General features: G+C 54.9%; 17 protein-coding genes, 1 tRNA gene and 1 pseudogene. 11 read left to right on the forward strand and 8 right to left on the reverse strand.

Annotated elements, in window-relative coordinates; all coding sequences use genetic code 11:
- Window positions 1-136 precede the first annotated feature (136 nt).
- Window positions 137-787 carry a DUF1028 domain-containing protein gene (locus IEV89_RS04380; RefSeq protein WP_188470799.1) on the reverse strand — a complete coding sequence of 217 codons (651 nt, stop codon included), beginning with the start codon at window positions 785-787 and terminating at the stop codon, window positions 137-139.
- Between the two features lie 143 nt (window positions 788-930).
- Here IEV89_RS04380 and IEV89_RS04385 point away from each other — a divergent pair, with 143 nt between their 5' ends.
- The 6 genes from IEV89_RS04385 to IEV89_RS04410 all read left to right on the forward strand — a co-directional run bounded on the left by IEV89_RS04385 (window position 931) and on the right by IEV89_RS04410 (window position 7,040).
- On the forward strand, window positions 931-2,505 hold the full coding sequence (locus tag IEV89_RS04385; RefSeq protein ID WP_188470801.1) for an ABC transporter substrate-binding protein: 1,575 nt from the start codon (window positions 931-933) through the stop codon (window positions 2,503-2,505).
- A 14-nt stretch (window positions 2,506-2,519) separates the two neighbouring features.
- Window positions 2,520-3,467 (forward strand): ABC transporter permease, encoded by a 948-nt coding sequence (locus IEV89_RS04390; RefSeq protein ID WP_188470803.1) that lies wholly within the window; start codon window positions 2,520-2,522, stop codon window positions 3,465-3,467.
- A complete protein-coding gene (locus IEV89_RS04395; RefSeq protein WP_188470805.1) occupies window positions 3,464-5,260 on the forward strand; it encodes a dipeptide/oligopeptide/nickel ABC transporter permease/ATP-binding protein in 1,797 nt (598 codons plus the stop codon). The genes IEV89_RS04390 and IEV89_RS04395 overlap by 4 nt, the downstream gene beginning before the upstream one ends.
- Entirely contained in the window at window positions 5,257-6,042 is a 786-nt protein-coding gene (locus tag IEV89_RS04400; RefSeq protein ID WP_188470807.1) for an ATP-binding cassette domain-containing protein, read from the forward strand. The genes IEV89_RS04395 and IEV89_RS04400 overlap by 4 nt, the downstream gene beginning before the upstream one ends.
- Before the next feature lie 16 nt (window positions 6,043-6,058).
- Window positions 6,059-6,832, forward strand: a complete 774-nt coding sequence (locus IEV89_RS04405; RefSeq protein WP_188470809.1) for a FadR/GntR family transcriptional regulator — start codon at window positions 6,059-6,061, stop codon at window positions 6,830-6,832.
- A 132-nt stretch (window positions 6,833-6,964) separates the two neighbouring features.
- Window positions 6,965-7,040: transfer RNA gene (locus IEV89_RS04410), tRNA-Asn, on the forward strand.
- Window positions 7,041-7,354: 314 nt separating this feature from the next.
- Here the strand turns inward: IEV89_RS04410 and IEV89_RS04415 are convergent.
- The 4 genes from IEV89_RS04415 to IEV89_RS04430 are packed head-to-tail and all read right to left on the reverse strand — an operon-like array spanning window position 7,355 to window position 11,478.
- Window positions 7,355-8,686 (reverse strand): MFS transporter, encoded by a 1,332-nt coding sequence (locus IEV89_RS04415; RefSeq protein WP_188470811.1) that lies wholly within the window; start codon window positions 8,684-8,686, stop codon window positions 7,355-7,357.
- Entirely contained in the window at window positions 8,683-9,339 is a 657-nt protein-coding gene (locus IEV89_RS04420) for a DUF4286 family protein (RefSeq protein WP_188470813.1), read from the reverse strand. Before IEV89_RS04420 ends, IEV89_RS04415 begins: the two co-directional genes overlap by 4 nt.
- Window positions 9,340-9,373: 34 nt before the next feature.
- Window positions 9,374-10,747, reverse strand: a complete 1,374-nt coding sequence (locus tag IEV89_RS04425; RefSeq protein WP_188470815.1) for an amidase — start codon at window positions 10,745-10,747, stop codon at window positions 9,374-9,376.
- A gap of 14 nt (window positions 10,748-10,761) precedes the next feature.
- The gene (locus tag IEV89_RS04430; protein ID WP_188470817.1) at window positions 10,762-11,478 is read right to left on the reverse strand and encodes a DUF2848 domain-containing protein; all 717 of its coding nucleotides are present in this window, start codon (window positions 11,476-11,478) and stop codon (window positions 10,762-10,764) included.
- A gap of 171 nt (window positions 11,479-11,649) precedes the next feature.
- On the opposite strand from IEV89_RS04430, the gene IEV89_RS04435 reads away from it, so the two are divergent.
- A complete protein-coding gene (locus IEV89_RS04435) occupies window positions 11,650-12,291 on the forward strand; it encodes a GntR family transcriptional regulator (RefSeq protein ID WP_188471350.1) in 642 nt (213 codons plus the stop codon).
- 47 nt (window positions 12,292-12,338) lie between these two features.
- Window positions 12,339-12,518, forward strand: a pseudogene (locus IEV89_RS04440) (transposase domain-containing protein); the annotation flags it as partial.
- 152 nt (window positions 12,519-12,670) lie between these two features.
- Here IEV89_RS04440 and IEV89_RS04445 read toward each other — a convergent pair.
- Window positions 12,671-13,219: a nuclear transport factor 2 family protein gene (locus IEV89_RS04445; protein WP_188470819.1), complete on the reverse strand. Its 549-nt coding sequence runs from the start codon at window positions 13,217-13,219 to the stop codon at window positions 12,671-12,673.
- 75 nt (window positions 13,220-13,294) lie between these two features.
- On the opposite strand from IEV89_RS04445, the gene IEV89_RS04450 reads away from it, so the two are divergent.
- Both IEV89_RS04450 and IEV89_RS04460 read left to right on the forward strand, forming a co-directional pair.
- Window positions 13,295-14,383 (forward strand): LysR family transcriptional regulator, encoded by a 1,089-nt coding sequence (locus IEV89_RS04450; RefSeq protein WP_188470821.1) that lies wholly within the window; start codon window positions 13,295-13,297, stop codon window positions 14,381-14,383.
- Window positions 14,384-14,868: 485 nt separating this feature from the next.
- Window positions 14,869-15,336, forward strand: a complete 468-nt coding sequence (locus IEV89_RS04460; RefSeq protein ID WP_188470823.1) for a GNAT family N-acetyltransferase — start codon at window positions 14,869-14,871, stop codon at window positions 15,334-15,336.
- Window positions 15,337-15,734: 398 nt separating this feature from the next.
- On the opposite strand, the gene IEV89_RS04465 is transcribed toward IEV89_RS04460, so the two are convergent.
- Complete coding sequence (locus IEV89_RS04465; RefSeq protein WP_229746373.1) at window positions 15,735-16,220, reverse strand: ASCH domain-containing protein; 486 nt, start codon at window positions 16,218-16,220, stop codon at window positions 15,735-15,737.
- A 111-nt stretch (window positions 16,221-16,331) separates the two neighbouring features.
- On the opposite strand from IEV89_RS04465, the gene IEV89_RS04470 reads away from it, so the two are divergent.
- The gene (locus tag IEV89_RS04470) at window positions 16,332-16,784 is read left to right on the forward strand and encodes a GNAT family N-acetyltransferase (protein ID WP_188470825.1); all 453 of its coding nucleotides are present in this window, start codon (window positions 16,332-16,334) and stop codon (window positions 16,782-16,784) included.
- A 142-nt stretch (window positions 16,785-16,926) separates the two neighbouring features.
- On the opposite strand, the gene IEV89_RS04475 is transcribed toward IEV89_RS04470, so the two are convergent.
- Window positions 16,927-17,409, reverse strand: a complete 483-nt coding sequence (locus tag IEV89_RS04475; RefSeq protein WP_188470827.1) for a glutathione peroxidase — start codon at window positions 17,407-17,409, stop codon at window positions 16,927-16,929.
- Window positions 17,410-17,889 lie beyond the last annotated feature (480 nt).

Below are 17,889 nucleotides of genomic sequence, written 5' to 3' on the forward strand. Positions count from 1 at the left end.
CTAAAAATCAGCCAGCTTAATAACATGAGTCAATGATAAGTAAGAATAAAAACAACTCGCAAGATTAAAGTATTAGGCAGCCGTGCATTGCTGCGTGCTGCGCGGGTGCACCATCATAATGCAATCTTATGGCTGACTAACGCAGTTGCCCTTTCGGTAAAGTGGCAAAAAATGCAGCATGAGAAGGAGAGCGAGTCTGTTGCAGGATCTCCGCTAATGCCTCCAGCGGTGCATCGGACCAATCAGCACGCAGATCAACGCTGGCATATTGGCGGTCGCACCAAATTTTCAGCGCCGCAGATTTTAACCCGCGCCGGTCGCCTCCGGCCTGAGCGCCGGCCTTCATGGCTGCCAGCAGGCGGTCGGCCAGCGGCAGATCTCTCCGCTGGCGATAACTTTCCAGCATGGCAAACAAGGTTTTTTCCCCGGTCAGTAAATTCCCACCGACAACACACTGCTGCCCTGCAAGGCTTCCGGCCCAGGCTCCGCAAGCGTCTCCGCTCCACTGCGCCGTATTCCCCTGATTATCGACAATCAACAGTTGCCTTCGAGCGGCGTCGGCATCCTGCGCCAGCAGGTTTCTTAGGGTATATGCGGCACTGGCCCCCTGCTGCAACAACGTCAGACCCTGCTCGCCGTAAAGAGGATTCGTCATGGCCTGGGTGGCAATCGCGCCGGTCTGCGCTCGTCCATGTACCACTAAGGCACCCACGGCCGGGCCCGCGGTGGCGGTGGCGACACCCAGCGCACCTGAGAGTGGATCTCGCGCCACAATTGAAAAGGTCATAAGTACTCCGTGACAGACGGGTTAAATTTATACGCATAAATTATTGCAATTCAGTTAATTTATACGCATAAATAATAAACAGGACAATGCCTGATTCTTTCTGAGGTTTTCAACATAGTGTTTTATTAAGCGACGAGGTCGAGATGCTGCCAGCTTTGCGAAAGTCATTTATGCCACTCTGTTTTTGTCTCTGCGCGCTGTTGTGGCAGGTCCAGGTGCAGGCCAAAACCCCCGCCGATGTGCTGTTGATTGGTCAAGTGGCTGAGCCACAATCACTGGACCCGCAAGTTGCCACCGCGGCAAACGACGCGAGGATCCTGGTGAATATTTACGATGGGCTGGTGCGTAACGGTGAGGGGAAACTGGATATCGAACCGGCACTGGCCACTCGCTGGACCATCAGCCCCGACGGTCTGACCTACCGCTTCCATCTGCGTGAAGGCGTGAAATTTCAGGACGGCACGCCGTTTAATGCCGATGCGGTGAAATTCACCTTTGAGCGTATGTTGGATGATAAAAATCCATGGCATAACACCGGGCCATTCCCGTTGTCGTTTTTCTTCTCATCGATAAAAGACATCCAAACACCGGACCCAAACACGCTGGTCTTTACGCTGAAAGAGCCTTTCTCACCGTTCCTCTCTAACCTCGCCACACCGACCGGCCTTATTGTGTCGCCAGCGGCAGTGAAAAAATACGGCAAAGAATTTGGTCGTCACCCTGTCGGCACGGGCGCATTCCACTTTGCCGAATGGAAAGCCAATCAGCGCGTGCTAGTGACAGCCAACAGTGATTACTGGGACGGTAAACCGACGGTGCAAAACGTGGTGTTCCGGCCCATCACCGATGCCAATACGCGAGTCGCAGAGATGCTTTCCGGCGGCATTGACGCGATGGTGGAAGTGCCGCCTGACACGGTGAAATTGTTCACGGAGCAAAGTGACCGATTCCGCCTGTACCAGACCACCGGCCCACACGTCTGGTACGTGATGCTCAATACGCAAGTGCCTCCCTTCAACGACGTGCGCGTGCGACAGGCCGTGAATTACGCCGTTAATAAACAGTCGCTGGTCAATAATATATTGCAAGGTTCAGCCGACGTCGCCGACGGGCCGATCCCGCGCGCCTTTAACTGGGCGGCCAACCCAGATGTCGTCCCCTACCCTTATGATCCCGCCAAAGCCCGCGCGCTACTGAAAGCCTCCGGAGCCGAAGGGGCGACGCTCACCTTCTACGTCACCGAAGGCGGTTCAGGCATGCTGGACCCTATCCCTATGGCCACCGCCATTCAGGCTGACTTGAAAGCCGTCGGCCTGAATGTGTCGATACAGACCTATGAGTGGAATACCTATCTGTCGAAGGTTAACGCCGGACTGGATAACCATACCAACATGGCGGAAATGGCCTGGATGACCAATGATCCTGACACTCTGCCGTTCCTGACGCTGCGCACCGACGCCTGGCCGAAAAAAGGCGGTTTTAACTCCGGTTATTACAGCAATCCGCAAGTGGATACTCTGCTGCAACGCGCACGCATGACCACCGACACGGCGGCCCGTGCCGCACTTTACCGACAGGTACAGCAGCAAGTGCATGACGATGCGCCGTGGATTTTCGTCGCCAACTGGAAACAGAACGCCGTGACCTCCACGCGCATTCAGCATTTCGCACTGCAACCGAACTTCAGCCTGTTGCTCAACCGGGTAACGAAACAGTAATCGGAGAGAAATTTATGGGGAGTTACGTGCTTAAAAGGCTGCTCTCGACAATCCCGGTGTTTATCGGGCTGTCGCTGATTGTCTTTCTGATTATGGCGATGATCCCGGGGAATCCGGCTCAGGCGCTGCTGGGTGCCTGGGCCACGCCGGAAAACGTCGCGCGGATCAATCAAGAGCTGGGGTTGAATAAACCGCTGTATCAGCAATACCTGATCTGGGCGGGCAATATTTTGCATGGCGATTTTGGCCGTTCTTACGTGCTTAATCGGCCTGTTATTGATGAAGTGATGGAGCGTTTTAGTGCCACGCTACTGCTTGGTGGCTGCGCATTGTTGTTAAGCACCGTGCTGGGGTTGCTGGCCGGGATATACTCCGCCGTCCGCCAGTTTGGCTGGGGTGATCGCATCATGACACTGCTGGTGCTGCTGGGAATTTCCATGCCCTCGTTTTGGATTGGCCTGCTAATGATCATGCTGTTTGCCGTCCAATTACAATGGTTCCCCGCTTCCGGTATGTATTCTATTTGGGGCGGCGGTGGCGGGCTCGACTTGCTGCATCATCTAACCTTACCCGCGATGACGCTGGCGATTGTCACCACCGGCGTTATCGCCCGCCTCACCCGTACCGCGATGCTTGAAGTGTTACGTCAGGACTTCATTCGAACTGCCCGCGCCAAAGGCGTGTCCGAGCGAAAAGTGATCTATAAGCACGCCTTTCGTATGGCGCTGGTGTCGGTCATTCCGGTGATCGGTATTCAGGCCGGTTTTGTGCTCGGCGGCGCGGTGTATATTGAGACGGTATTTCAGTGGCCGGGGCTTGGCGCAATGATGGTGAAAGCCGTCGCCACCCGCGACTTACTGTTGGTTCAGGGCGGCGTGCTGATTGCTGCGGCTGCCTATGTACTGATCAACCTGTGTGCTGACATTTTACAGGCGCTTCTCGATCCGAGGTTAAAATCATGAGCCAGAACATCACCATGCCAACGCCGCGTCATCGCCAACCGTTGTGGGCGCTGCTGCTGGCCAATCGACTGGCCACACTCGGCCTGATCCTGCTGGTGCTGGCCGTGGTTGCCGCCTTCGCCGCCCCGCTGCTGCCGTTGCCCGATCCTGACGCCACCGACCTGCTTAACCGCCTGCTGCCGCCGTTCTCACCCGGCCACTGGCTCGGCACGGATCCCCTTGGCCGCGACATGCTCGCCCGTCTGCTGTGGGGGACCCGCGTGTCACTGGCCGTGGGCGTTTGCGCCACACTGCTGGCTGCCCTGTTCGGTACGCTGATTGGCCTGGTCGCCGGGTATGCCGGTGGGAAAACTGACAGCCTGCTGATGCGTTTGATCGATATGCTGATGGCCTTCCCTTATATCCTGCTGGCGCTGGTGATCGTCGCCGTTCTCGGCCCCGGCCTGCTCAATGCACTGTACGCCATCGCCGTGGTCAATATTCCTTTCTTCGCCCGTAATATTCGCGGCCTGACTGTCGGCCTGCGTCAGCGCGATTTTATTCAGGCGGCCCGGCTGTCGGGCAAAAATCATGGGCAAATCTTGCTGACCGAAGTGCTACCCAACGTCATGCCGGTGGTGGTAGTCACCATGTCGACCACCGTTGGCTGGATGATTTTAGAGACCGCCGGTCTGTCTTTCCTCGGTTTGGGAACCCAGCCGCCCAACGCTGATTTAGGCTCCATGCTCGGTCAGGGGCGCGCCCAGATGTTCAGCGCGCCGCACGTTTCCATCGTACCTGGATTGATGATCTTCCTGCTTGTCATGAGTTTTAATCTGCTGGGTGATGGCGTGCGCGACCTCCTCGATCCACGGCTAAAATCCGGCATTTTATTACGCAGTAAAGCCGCCACCACGGTCAATCGCCCCCGTATTCCGGATGCCGTTCAGGGCAATAATGCGCTGCTCGAAGTGGTCGACTTGCAGGTGAATTTCCGTTCCGGAAACCAATCGGTCGCGGCGGTCAAAGGCATCAGTTTTCACGTCGCCAAAGGAGAGTGTCTGGGGCTGATTGGCGAGAGTGGGTCCGGGAAAAGCGTCACCGCACTGTCGGTGATGGGGCTGGTATCTTCACCTCCGGGGGAAATCTCCGGCGGTGCGATTTACGTCGCTGGCGAAGAGATGTTGTCGCTGACGCAAAGCCAGCTGCAACAGCGGCGCGGCGCACGAGTGGCCTACATTTTCCAGGATCCGCTGACGACCCTGCACCCGCAGTTCAGCATCGGCGCACAGATCATTGAAGCCATCCAGGCCCATCAGCCGCTGTCGAACCGGCTAGCGAAAGAGCAAGCCCTGACACTGCTCGACCGTGTGGGAATCGATGAGGCGGCGAATCGGTTCGACGCCTTCCCGCACCAGCTTTCTGGCGGACAGCGTCAGCGTGTCGGTATCGCCATGGCACTGGCCAATGACCCGGAAATCATCATCGCTGATGAGCCCACTACCGCGCTGGATGTCACGGTACAGGCACGCATTCTCGAACTGCTGCAACAGTTGCGTCGTGAACGTGGCCTGACACTGCTGTTCATCACGCATGATTTTGGCGTGATCGCCCAGATTTGCGACCGCGTGGCGGTGATGCGCCACGGCGAAATTGTGGAAAGTGGTGACACCCGTTCGGTGCTGCGAGACCCGCAGCATGATTATACCCGCAGGCTGATTGCCAGCGTGCCGAAGCTCGGCCAGGGGCGCGGCTTCCTCAAACAAGTCGGCGAACTGTATGCCACCTCAACACCACAGCCGGAGGTCATATGAGCAACGTGATTGAAGTCGACGCACTGGTGAAAACTTTCGGCCGTTCCTCAGGCTGGTTCGCCGGCCGTAAAACACAGGTTGACGCGGTAAAAGGCATTTCTCTGTATCTGGAAAAAGGGGAAACCCTGGCGATAGTCGGAGAAAGCGGTTCCGGTAAAAGTACACTGGCGCGGATGCTGGTCGGTCTGGAACGTCCGACATCTGGCACCATTAAATTGATGGGTGAAACGATGGCAGCGCATGCTAAACGCGGTGACCAAGCCTTCGGCCAGATGATTCAGTATGTTTTTCAGGATCCTGTCGCCTCGCTCAACCCGCGAAAAACCATCGCGGATACGCTGGACGTGCCGCTGCGTTATTTATGCGCCTACCCCACCGCCCGACGTAAAGCGCGCATGCTGGAATTAATGGAAGCGGTGCAGATGCCTGCCGGCGCGCTGAGGGGTTATCCCCATGAGTTTTCCGGCGGCCAGGCACAGCGTTTGGCGATTGCCCGTGCTCTGGCGGCAGAAGCCCGGATTCTGGTGCTCGATGAACCGGTCAGTGCTTTAGATGTATCAGTACAGGCACAGGTTCTGTTATTACTCGATCAGTTGAAACGCGAGTTTGGCCTGTCATACCTGTTTATCAGTCATGATTTGGCGGTGGTGGAGTCCATTGCCGATCGCGTAGCGGTGATGTATCGCGGCGATTTGGTAGAATGCGCGGACAATGCCCCACTGTTCAACGCGCCGCAGCACGACTACACGCAACGTCTGCTGGCCAGCGCGCCTCGGGTTTGAAGCCATTAAGGGATTTATGAACACTGAAACGACACACCAGCCAGACCCGGTACGCCGCAAGCGCACTGACGAAATTGTCGATGCCATCAAAGAGAGCATCATCAGCGAAAATCTGCTGCCCGGCGACCGTCTGCCGCAGGAGAAAGACCTGATAACGCGTTATGCCGCGGGCAAAGGCACCGTGCGGGAAGCACTGAAATCACTTGAGGTTCAGGGTTTGATACGTACAAAAACCGGCCCCGGCGGCGGTGCGTTTATTGATTCAATGACCGAATCACGCGCCATGAGTTTGCTGTCGAATTATCTGTTTACCCGTCAGCTTTCCATCAGCAATATTTATGCCCTGCGCAAAGCGCTGGAGCCTTTGGTGGCGGTCAGCGCCATCGGCAATATCGACGCCAAAGGCTTCGAGCAGTTGCATCAACTGATTGCGGTCTACGACCATGAGCCCGCTGATGAAGCTGAACGCTGGGACCAACGCATGGCCGAGCTGGATTTTCACGGCGTGGTCGCGAGTTATTCTGACAACGTGTTGCTGGCATTTATCTGCCATTTCCTGCAACGCCTGCTCAAAGATCTGGCTGTCTGCAAAGACATTTACCAGCGGCCAGAACCGGTGGAACGCAATGTCGGCATTCATTATCAATATCGCCTGATCGACGCGATGCGCCGCCAGGACGCTGCCGCCGTTCAGCAGATCATGACCGAACACATGCAACATGCCGAAGACGCGATGCTTGGGCTTGAAGCCACGCTGGAGGAGCGTTTTCTGAGTGACCGGCCTGAGTGACGCCTACCCGGAGATCTGTTTCGGCTCATTTCTCAACAACTTGGCTAAACTGCAAGCAAACGAGCATAAATATACAGATGCCCCTTTGACATACCTGCGGGCAATCGCTATTATTCGCCCCGTTCAAACGATTCCTCTGTAGTTCAGTCGGTAGAACGGCGGACTGTTAATCCGTATGTCACTGGTTCGAGTCCAGTCTGAGGAGCCAAATTAGAAAAGCCCGCTTAAGGCAACTTAAGCGGGCTTTTTGTTCTTCTGCCTGATGGCAGAGTTTTCTACGCTTCTATTTCCCTCTCGCTGTCAGACACCGGCATATATTACGAAATAGAAGGTTTCAAACGATTGAGCCATACCCGTAAGGGCTCATCCAGAGTTAACCCCCCATTTCATCTAACGTTGTGCCCGCCCCATGGGATTCATGGCATAAGTAAATGTGCGCCCTGGCAACGAGCGTGACCTGTCGCCCACCAGATATGCAGATGGGCTAGGAAAATGGCTTATCGCGCCGGCGCACGATGTGGATTATAAAGGTTTATGCGCTGTCTCTTTGGCGGTGAAAACCGCTACCAACGTGATCAGCAGTGCCAGTGTCACATAGGCGGAAATGACCAGCGTACTGTTATACTCTTTATAGAGTGTGGTGATAATCAACGGGGCAAAGCCGCCGCCGACAATACCCGCCAATGTATAGGCCAGAGACGAACCAGCATACCGTACGCGCGTCGGAAACTGTTCGGTCACGAACGCCGCCTGTGGGCCGTACATCATCGCATGAATCAATAATCCGATAATCACCGCCAGGCAGATAAGCACCGGCTGGGTACTGTCGAGCAACACGAAAAAGACAAAGGCCCAGACGATCGCCAGCAACGCGCCGACGATATAAACCGGTCGGCGGCCGAAGCGGTCGGATAGCGCGCCGAACACCGGTACCGTAATCGCATTGCCCAGCGCGCCGAGCATAGTGGCGGTCAGCGCCAGCGGACGCGGCAGATGCAATACAGTGGTGACGTAGGTCAGCGTGAATACCACCACCAGCGCATACAATACATCGGACCCGATACGCGACCCGCCGGCGATAAGCAGCGGTCGCAGATGTTGACTAAACACTTCTTTTACCGGCGTATGGGTGGTGTTTTTGGCCTGTTCCAACTTGAGAAACGCCGGCGTTTCGCCCACGCCGCTACGCAGCCATAAGCCAAAAAATACCAGTAGCAGACTCAGCAAAAACGGCACGCGCCATCCCCATAGCTGGAAATCTTCCGCAGACATCATCACCGTCACCAGCGTGATAAACCCGGTCCCAATCAGGGTGCCACAGGATGGGCCGACCTGGGCGAAGGAGGCATTGCGCCCTCGCTGTCCGGCGTCGCCGTGTTCCATTGACAGCAATACCGCCCCCGCCCATTCGCCGCCAAGCGCGATACCCTGGATAAAACGCAGCGTGACCAGCAGCAGCGGACTCCAGATACCTAAAGATGCGTAGCCGGGTAATAGCCCCATCAGCGCGGTGGTGACGCCCATGATGATAAGCGTCGCCACCAGCACGAAGCGACGCCCCATCACATCGCCCAGGTGACCAAACAGAATGCCGCCGATGGGCCGCGACACATAACCGACGGCATAGGTGGAAAAAGCCAGGATAGTGCCCACCAGCGGATCGAATGAAGGGAAAAAAACATGATTAAAAATCAGCGCCGCCATGATGTTGTAAACGGTGAAGTCATACCATTCCAGGGCAGTGCCGATCGAACTGGCCGCGGCCAGCCGACCGGTATTGGGCGGCAGGCGCACACCCCCCTCCAACGCGCCGACGTCCTTTGGGATAAGGTTATTCTCGCTGGAAAGGTTCATGATTTAAGCTCCTGTGCGGTAAGTTGCCAGCTCAGGCCGTAGTACTGCACCTCGCCGGGAGGGTGTTGCAACGTCTGGCAGGTGCTCGCCGCTAATGTCCGGCTGGCCTCGGCGCTGCTGCTTTCAAGCAATATCATGGGCAACAACTCTCTGTTGTCGCGCGACTCATTGGGCAAGGATGAACTGAGGGTTTCGTCGGGCGTCAATAGCGAACAACGGACAAACCCGTTTTGTTCGCGCAACTGCGCGCCAAGGGCGGCGACTTCAGCGTTCAGTTTGTCCCCCGGCGACCGGGAGGCCAGGACCAGGATAGCCAAGTAACTGCCGGTGCCGATCCCGGTCACCGACTCGACGGCGCAAACCCGGCGCATGGGATCCTGCATTTTTGCCAGGTTAGCCACCGACCACGGCGTTTGGCGGGTAAAGGCCGTCTGGTAGGCTTGCGAGGTAAAACTCGCCAATGACTCGGTCAGATAGAGCCCCAGATACTTGCGCCCGCCCAGCAATGACTGATAGCGGGTGCCCGACAGAAATCCGGCAATGCGTACCCGCTCCTCCACGTGTTCCCGGTCATACCACCGGTTAAAATCCTCTTCATCCGCCGGCGCGATGTCCGTCGCGACCAACAGCATAGCGTTCGATTTGTGTTCCATGGGCACTCTCCTCAAGGTTAACGTCGATAGGAAATTATTTTTCCGCAGGGAATCGTGCTGCGCTAAGGCAGCGTTCAATTTGCAGCGCCCAATTCAGCAATGCACCGTCCCGCATCGACAGGGACGCAACCATCAGCCCCACCGGCGCGGCGTCCACCGGTTGGCAAGGTAGTGATACGGCGCAGCCGTCGAGAAAATTGATCACCGCCGGATTACGCAGCACCGCGCCATTGACACGGAAATACACGTTTTCATCCGCTTCCAACGTGTCAATATGCGGCGCAATCAATGGCACTGTAGGCATCAGCAGCGCGTCATACTCACCAATGACGGCGGCTACCCGGCGCTGCCAGTCGGCGCGCTGTAGCACCAGTTGCCGACGGTCGTTCTCATCGAACGCCTCGCCGCGACGGATGCGTGAAATAACCCGGGGGTCATACTTCGCGCTGTTTTGTTCGATCAGGGGCCGGTGCCATAACCAGGACTCCAGCGCGGTAAATCCGCCGGCGGCGTTGATGCAGGCCAGTTCGCTAAATTCAACGCAGGGGATCTCATCAATACGCGCGCCGGCCCGCCGTAAATGCGCCAACGCGGCGGAAAACGCCGCCGCTACGTCGTCGTCGAGATCGTCGAGCACCAGCGTTTGCGGTACGGCAAAATGTGCCTGAGCCAGCGTTCTTCGGGCCAGCGTCAACGGCTGGTCACTGATGATATTGTCGAGCGCCAGGCAACTGGCCACGTCATGGGCTATCACCCCCACCGAGTCCAACGCGGGAGACAATGGCAATACACCGGCAAGGTCGATACGACGCGCGGTGGGTTTATAGCCGGTCAGCCCGCAAAGGGCTGCGGGAATACGCACCGATCCACCGGTATCACTGCCGACCGAACCTAGGCACATACCATCGCTGACGGCAACGGCGCCGCCGGATGACGACCCACCGGGAATGCGGCGTGTGGTACGGTCATAGGGGTTGGCCGGCGTGCCGTAATGCGGGTTGATCCCCAAACCGGAATAAGCAAACTCGGTCATATTGGTTTTGCCGACGATGACCGCACCAGCACGCAGCAGTCTGTCGACGATGGCGGCATGGCGCGCGGCGACGGGAGCATCGGCCAATACCACCGAGCCGCCGGTGGTGCTTTCGCCTGCCACGTCGAATAAATCCTTGATAGATACTGGCGCGCCATCCAGGGCTGAGAGGGGAGTTCCGGCTCTCCGGCGCTCATCGGAGGCTGCCGCCTGTTGCAGTGCCTGCCGGCGATAAATGCGGGTAAAGACGCGCGCGCCTTCACCCTGAGGATCATCCATTACCGCCAACGCCGCCTCAGTCAACTCCCGGGAGCTGACTGTGCCGGCATTAAGCCGTTCCGCTGCCTGTGATAAGGTCATCTCGCTCTTTTTCATAATCGGTGCCCCCCTTACGCAACAACCGGTAATTCGGTGCAGTAATAGCGGTGAGTGATGGTCCGGCCCAGGACGTCATCTACCAGCGCCATTCGGAATTCCGTGGACGGGCGGATGCCACCGATGGCGGCCACCGTTCCGCAGACTATGGCCAAGCCGTCGATCGGCCCGGACGACGGAGGTAGTCCCCTTGCCAACATTTCTTGGCTAGAGAAATAGCACTCCAGCAGTTCGGCCGGTTTACGCAGGCTGGCCAACGTTCCTTGCTGATACAAACGAAGATCGCCATCCTCTCTGATCCAGGAGCGCAAGATGAGTTGGTCCCAGTGCCCTGCCACCTCATGCAGCGGCCAGGCGGTACGGGCTACCGGTTTGGCACAGATTTGCTTTGATAGCGCGATGCTGTGTGTTTCCAACCGACGATCGGTATGGTCGGACGCCAATGAGACGTAAAGACAGCCCTGATGGGAGAAGACCAGGGGTTCAACTTCGCCCGACGTCGCGCCCCCCATCACTTCGATAACCTCTTGCTGGGTTAACTGGTTGGCAGCCACGCGATAAAACAACGGTGTTGCACTTGGCCGGGGCACGCCCAGCGCTTCAAGTTCACTGATATGGTGCAGGATCGCCTTGGGATCGCGACCGGTCCAGCCGGCAACGATTAATTGATTAATGTCGGTCTGTAGGTGCCCGGCGCCAGTGGATCCGGGTAGCTCAAAGGTCAATTCCATAGTTGCCAGCTCGCTATATTGGATTAATTAATGAAAATATCGTGAAATTTCACTGTATTTTCATTAATTAAATAAGCGATTTTCATGCCACCTTTTGTGTAGAATGACTAAAATGTTTTAAACAGGACATTACGCGTGAAATCTTCTGATACCGTGAGCCAAGATTTGCCGATGGATGATGAGTCCGATTTGTCGCTCAATGAGCTGGCCTACCGCCGTTTTAAACAGGCGCTGGTAACGCTGAGCTATAAACCGGGTGATTTTCTCAATACGGCGCAGGTGATGAATGAGCTGGATATGGGTAGAACACCGATCAACCAGGCGATCCACCGCCTGGCCAATGAGGGCATGCTGCAAATTATTCCGCGCAAGGGTGTGATGGTATCGCCGCTCTCCATTGACGACGCGCTGGAGCTGATTGAGGTTCGGCTGGCGAATGAGATGTTATGTGTGAAACTGGCCAGCAAACGAATTTCCGCTGCGGACGTTGCCGACCTGAGGGAAATAAACGAACGAATTGCCGACGCATGCCGTACCCGGGAGCGTGACCGGATGATGGCCCTGGATTACCAGTTTCACCAATTGCTGGCGCAAATCGCCGGCAACGCGATGCTGGCGGATATTTTGCGGGTTCTGCATGCCAAGGCACAACGATTCTGGGCCAGTTCGCTGTCGAAAGAGGGCCATATGCAGGAAGTTATCGCGGAACATCAGGCGATCATTGCCGCGCTGGCCGCACAGGACAGCGAAGCAGCCGTGCTTGCGGCAGAGGCACATATTCTATCATTCCGCGGTGCCCTGCTTCGGGGATAAGCCAAATCACGCGACGCGGATTTCATTAGCAAATGACAGACCTCAAATTTGTCGGGTCGCTGCGCGCCGGACAAAGCATGGCGGCTATCCTGAGCCTGCTGGAAACTGCGAAACTGAACGGCCACGACCCTTATATCTGGCTGCGGGATGTGTTAACACGGTTGCCCTCCTGGCCTAACAGCCGAATAAACGAGTTATTGCCTTACGCCGAGAACAGCTTCACCTAACCCTTGCCGCTTCGATCGATTTCCCCTCTCTGCTAGTACTGTGAGGTGCGAAAACGCTTTTTGTAGCCTAAGTTCGGGAACTCCGTATAGGCGTTCCCTTGAGATAGTGAGAACCACGACTATCCGTAACCGACTAGTGGGAAATCACGGACCTAAAATACGTCAAATCCCTCTTTCGGCCTAAATCCGCTCTCTAGACCAAGTAAGGATTCAGACATTTCGGCTATTGGAAAGGTGTGTACAAAAAGTTGTTTTAAGCGCCGTTTATCGATTCGCCACCCCTTGGGTGTACGTTTCCAATGGTCCAGCCAATAGCCCACGAGGAAAACATTTCCATCAGACTTTTTAGTCTCGTGCATGTGAACATGTAGTGAGATCGAGGTCGCCTCATCGCCGCTGATGATAATCTTTACGGGATGTTCAAGGTGCGCCCAGAGCGTGAAGTATTTCTCGATGCCACCGTCGTTTGAATCCTTTCCACGCATCATTTCAATATACGTTTCCAAGCCTACCGGCTCTGTCATTCCGGTGTCACCGATATCGAACGTGACGTCATCAGAAAATACCTCTGACCATTCGCGGTATGAGTCCTGATCCTTCCATCCCGGCTGGTGAAAATCCTGCCCTAATGCGTATGTTGCAATGCGCTCATGGATCTCAGCACGGTCCATCAAATATCGTACATCTTCTTCCAACGACATAAAGCCCCTTAAAAATCGATAATTGTGATGTGTTAGCACCACCACCTGGTGCATGGTATTCAGTGTTCACGCCCCATGTCGCTTTCTGCGCCATTGAATTTTGACGCCGACATTTTTTATATCAGCCAGCCCGGTATGCTCAATTGCGGACATGGTGCATTCCTTTGTTGTGTTGCCAGAAGTATGAACCGGGGAGAAAACTGTTGGTACCGAGTCGCTCGTCAAGGTAGTATTGAAATTATGTCCACACAATTTGACAACGTGTCACTCTCGCAGCTCCGCTGCTTCATAGCGGTCATCGACGCCCGATCGTTTGCCGGTGCTGCCCGCCACTTGGCGCTGACCACCTCTGGGGTCTCGAAAACAATTTCGCGGCTGGAGGCGGCTTATGGATTACGCCTGCTGCATCGCTCGACCCACTCGATTTCGCCGACTGAGGCCGGCGAGAAATTGATTGGACCGGCACGCGCGGTGCTGAACGGAGCAGCGGAAATCGACGCCATCCTCACTCACGCAAGCAAGAGCGCCGCAATGGGAAACGTCCGAATTAGTGCGCCTCCTGCTTTTATTCGCCGCTGCCTCGTGCCACTTCTACCGGCATTCATCGAACGGCATCCCGACATCGTTCTTGATTTACGGGCCAGTGACGCGATCGTCGATCTTGCAGAAGTTGGACTTGATCTCGCGATCCGCAGCGGGCCGCTCGATGGTGTGCCTGGGCACGTTGGTCGGTTGTGGTTCGAATTCGACTGGGTCACGTGTGGATCGCCCAGCTACCTGAAACGGCGCGGAACGCCGAGGACTCCGGCCGATCTTGCCACGCATGGCTTGATTGGTTATCGCAATACGCGCACGGGCCTCGTCGAGCCCTGGCGACTCCGCGCCGAAAGTTTCCCGCGACCACCCGCCTGGAGTTTCGTTACCGACGATGCTGAATCGGTCTTACAAGCCGCGGTAAATGGCGCGGGAATTATGTGGGGCCCAAGATGGTTGGCAGCCGACGGGCTCGCCTCCGGTAAGGTGATCGAGGTGCTGCCGGATTGGCGGGGGAACACGACGCCGGTGTCCATCCTACGCCGAGGGCAAACCCTGCTGCCAACCCGCGTACGAGCGGTGATCGACTTTCTCCGCTCTCGGGCAGCGACCTTTGGCGAAGCTAAATAGGCGATGCAGTCACAGTTTTGATTGTCGTGTGTAATGGCCTGCTTGGCCTGCTTGGCCTCCGCGAAAGTGAAATAACCGCCATCAGGGATCCATTGTAGGCGTCACGTCTGCGCCATCTGTTAATTGCTCACCGATTTGATGAATATAGTGTCCATCAATTATTTTAATGGACGCAATGCATCGTGGATAAGCAACCCGCCAAATCTTCTCGCCGTCGCCCCAATTTCCCCCTGGATTTCAAAATCAGCTTGGTGGAACAGTCGCTCCAGCCTGGTGTTTTTATTGCACAGTTGGTGCGGGAGCCACACGGATGTCATGGCTTATCGCGATCGAAACCGTGCCACTTTGGTTATTCTGTCCAGCGCCAACCATCCGGCAGTGGCAAGGCCAAATTGGTGGCAGCAATCTAGTGTTAAGCAGTAGCAAAATTGCAAAGCCTGCTATGTTGTATATTCTGGTGGCAAGCCGATCTTCAAGGGGTTTATATGAGCAAGTCGCTTGACGCAGTCCTTTCGGTACGCCGCGCGGAAGAAGATGAAGCAGAATTAGTGCGTGGGATAGTGTGTGCAGCCTATTCCAAATGGATTTCGGTTATTGGTCGCGAACCGACTCCCATGACGGTCGATTTTAACAAGACCGTCCGTGAGCATGATATTAACCTCGCTATTGTCGCAGGGGAAGTTGTCGGCCTGATCGAAGTATGGCCAGGTGCCGATCATTTCTGGATAGAAAATATAGCGGTCCACCCGCACTGGCAGGGAATGGGGATCGGGCGAACATTACTGGCGCATGTTGAAAGTAAGGCAGCTCAATCGAAGCTTGGGGAAATCCGCTTGCAGACGAACGAGGCGTTCGAGGCGAACATCGCACTATATACAGTACTCGGATATAAAATCGATAGACGTGAACCGTTCAAAGGTGGGACGACCGTTTTTATGAGCAAAAAACTGTAATGGTTACTAAAACTGACCACAGTACAAAGTTTTCTTGGAACATTTTAATGTTGGTTTCTGACCCTGATCTGCCCGTTGAAGGATCAAGGGCAGTTATCAGGGAAAAACCGAATTATTAGTCCGAGTTGTAAAGTGTTATCAGGCAGCAAAAAGACTTCAAATAAAAGTGTTAATAAAGAAAACTCCGCTGTATGAATTCATTACATTGGGAAAAGCCTCTTACTACGGAGTTTTGCCAAATGGCTGGAGCGAAGCAGAGCAGAACACCCCACCTCGGTTGATCGGAGCCTGCCCCGCGCGGCACAGCATACAGTAAGGTGAACATGTGCAACCGATACAATATGTAGCGTTTTCCACAGAAACGGGGCCGATAAGTAGGGGGCGGAAGAATTGGCGTTTTACCGAACTCTTATTAAGCGCGCAGAGTTGAGTACTGAATCATCGATTTCGTAAAACTTTCGTTCTGCGCGGATTGGGAAAGGATTCTCAATTTTCTTGATTGTTTTTATCTCCCAAGCGAACCAACCTGCTTCATAATAAGATGCGCACGCTTCAAGGATATCCTCTTGTCTAAACTCTCTGATGTCTCCCAAGGTAATGATAGCGACAGCGGTTCCAACCTCCCCTTGGCCATCGGTCGTGAGGAAGTGTTCATTTTCAACCAGTAATATCTCTTCCCCTGTTCGAACGTCAGGCTTCCATCGCCTTATTTCTAGCGTTTTTAGACCATTTGCGATTCGAGTTCCGGCAGGCCGAACAATTGAAAGTGCTTTCATTGGAATCTCATCAATATTTATTAACATATCATGGTGTTCATAATGCACGTCTTTGGCACAGAGCTGTCGATGCAACACGATGGGACTGCTGTGAGTGGCAACGGGCATAGCATCTTCGGGATAGCCAGGAATCAGAGTTGTCCCATCACCCGCTTCGGGATGATGCTTTTCCAGGCAGGATACTTTATGCTGGTCATCGTCTTTTTGTAGGATATCGCCATGATAACCGTAGAGAAATCAGATCCATTTTCTTCAGAATCCCATCGCTTAATCGAAATGCTGTCAGCAGAACTTGCCGCTATTACGGGTGATAACGGCAAAAGCAATTTCACTGTTGATGCAATGAATGGTGACAAGGCGTTATGGGTATTGGCAAAGAATGCCCAAGGCGATGCGATAGGATGCGGCGCTATCCGGCCATTAACGCACAATATTGCCGAGCTTAAGAGAATGTTTTCAGACCGAAGTGTGCCAGGCGTGGGTAGCGCTTTACTCACTTTTCTGGAAACCTCCGCAAAGGAAATGGGATATCTCGAGCTGAGGCTGGAAACCCGACAGATCAACCATCGGGCGGTAAATTTTTACGAGAAAAATGGATATGTCCGTATTGAGAATTATGGCCCATACATAGGCAGAGAAGAGGCAGTCTGTTTCTCAAAGGCATTGTGCTAATGGCATTAATGGAGCTTAATCTCCGCGCTTGTCACCAGAAAAAGAGTTGTCATACCTGCAATGAGCGGACGTTAATCTCACACGGGCATAATCAGTTTGTCGGAAGCGCTCTAAATGTGGACGGTTCGAATGACAGGAGCATTTAGATTTCAAGTGCAGCAAGAATTACGGTTTCCATTTTCTCTGGGGTGGTGAACGGTGCAAAACGCTTGAGTGGTTTGCCGTCCCGTCCGATCAGGAATTTAGTGAAGTTCCACTTTATCCTTCCACCCAGCACGCCGGGCAATTCGTCTTTCAGATAACGAAACACCGGATGCGTAGCGGCGCCGTTGACCTCCACTTTCTCGAACATCGGGAAGCTCACACCGTAGTTGATGTGGCAGGTCTGCGCGATTTCGGCGGCGTCTCCGGGTTCCTGCTTACCGAATTGGTTGCAGGGGAAACCAAGCACGACCAGGCCGTGGGCGGTGTACTTCTTGTAAAGCGCTTCAAGCCCTGCGTATTGTGGCGTGAAGCCACAATGGCTGGCGGTGTTAACCACCAGAACCAGCTTACCCGCGTAGTCGGCCATAGAGATAAGCTGGCCACCCAGACTGGTGGCCGTAAGTTGATGAAAGGTGATCATGTCGGAATCCTCAGAGCAGATTGGCAAAGTCGAACGAAAAGAACAACAAACAGGTGACCTTTGACCGGCTAAAGGCCTCGTGCAGCTATGAGTGAGATAGCGTCATTAGCGGCGATTCAATGAGAATTCACAACCGCGGCTGGCAGCCCGCCCGGTCAACCATAAAATCCATTATGGCGGTGATGCACTACAGCAAACTCGCGCTTTTCGTTGCGTCCTGTGGACCTGGATTACATTGTTCTTTTGTTCCAGGCAGATAAAACGTGCCGTTCTCATCAGGATTCGTTCCTCCTGGGCATCCTGCTCTACCTGGTGAGTTATCTGAACTGCCTCCGTCTGAACCTCTTCCTCCGTCGGTACCGGGTTTACCGGGTTGCCCCATAGACCCACCATTACCACCATCCCCTCCCTTTCCTCCCGCACCACCATTTCCAGCACTGACAGAAAAAGCGACAAGCGCGAAAATACAGACAAAAAGGT

The sequence above is a fragment of the Hafnia psychrotolerans genome, from assembly GCF_014639435.1.
GTDB classification, from domain to species: Bacteria; Pseudomonadota; Gammaproteobacteria; order Enterobacterales; family Enterobacteriaceae; genus Ewingella; species Ewingella psychrotolerans.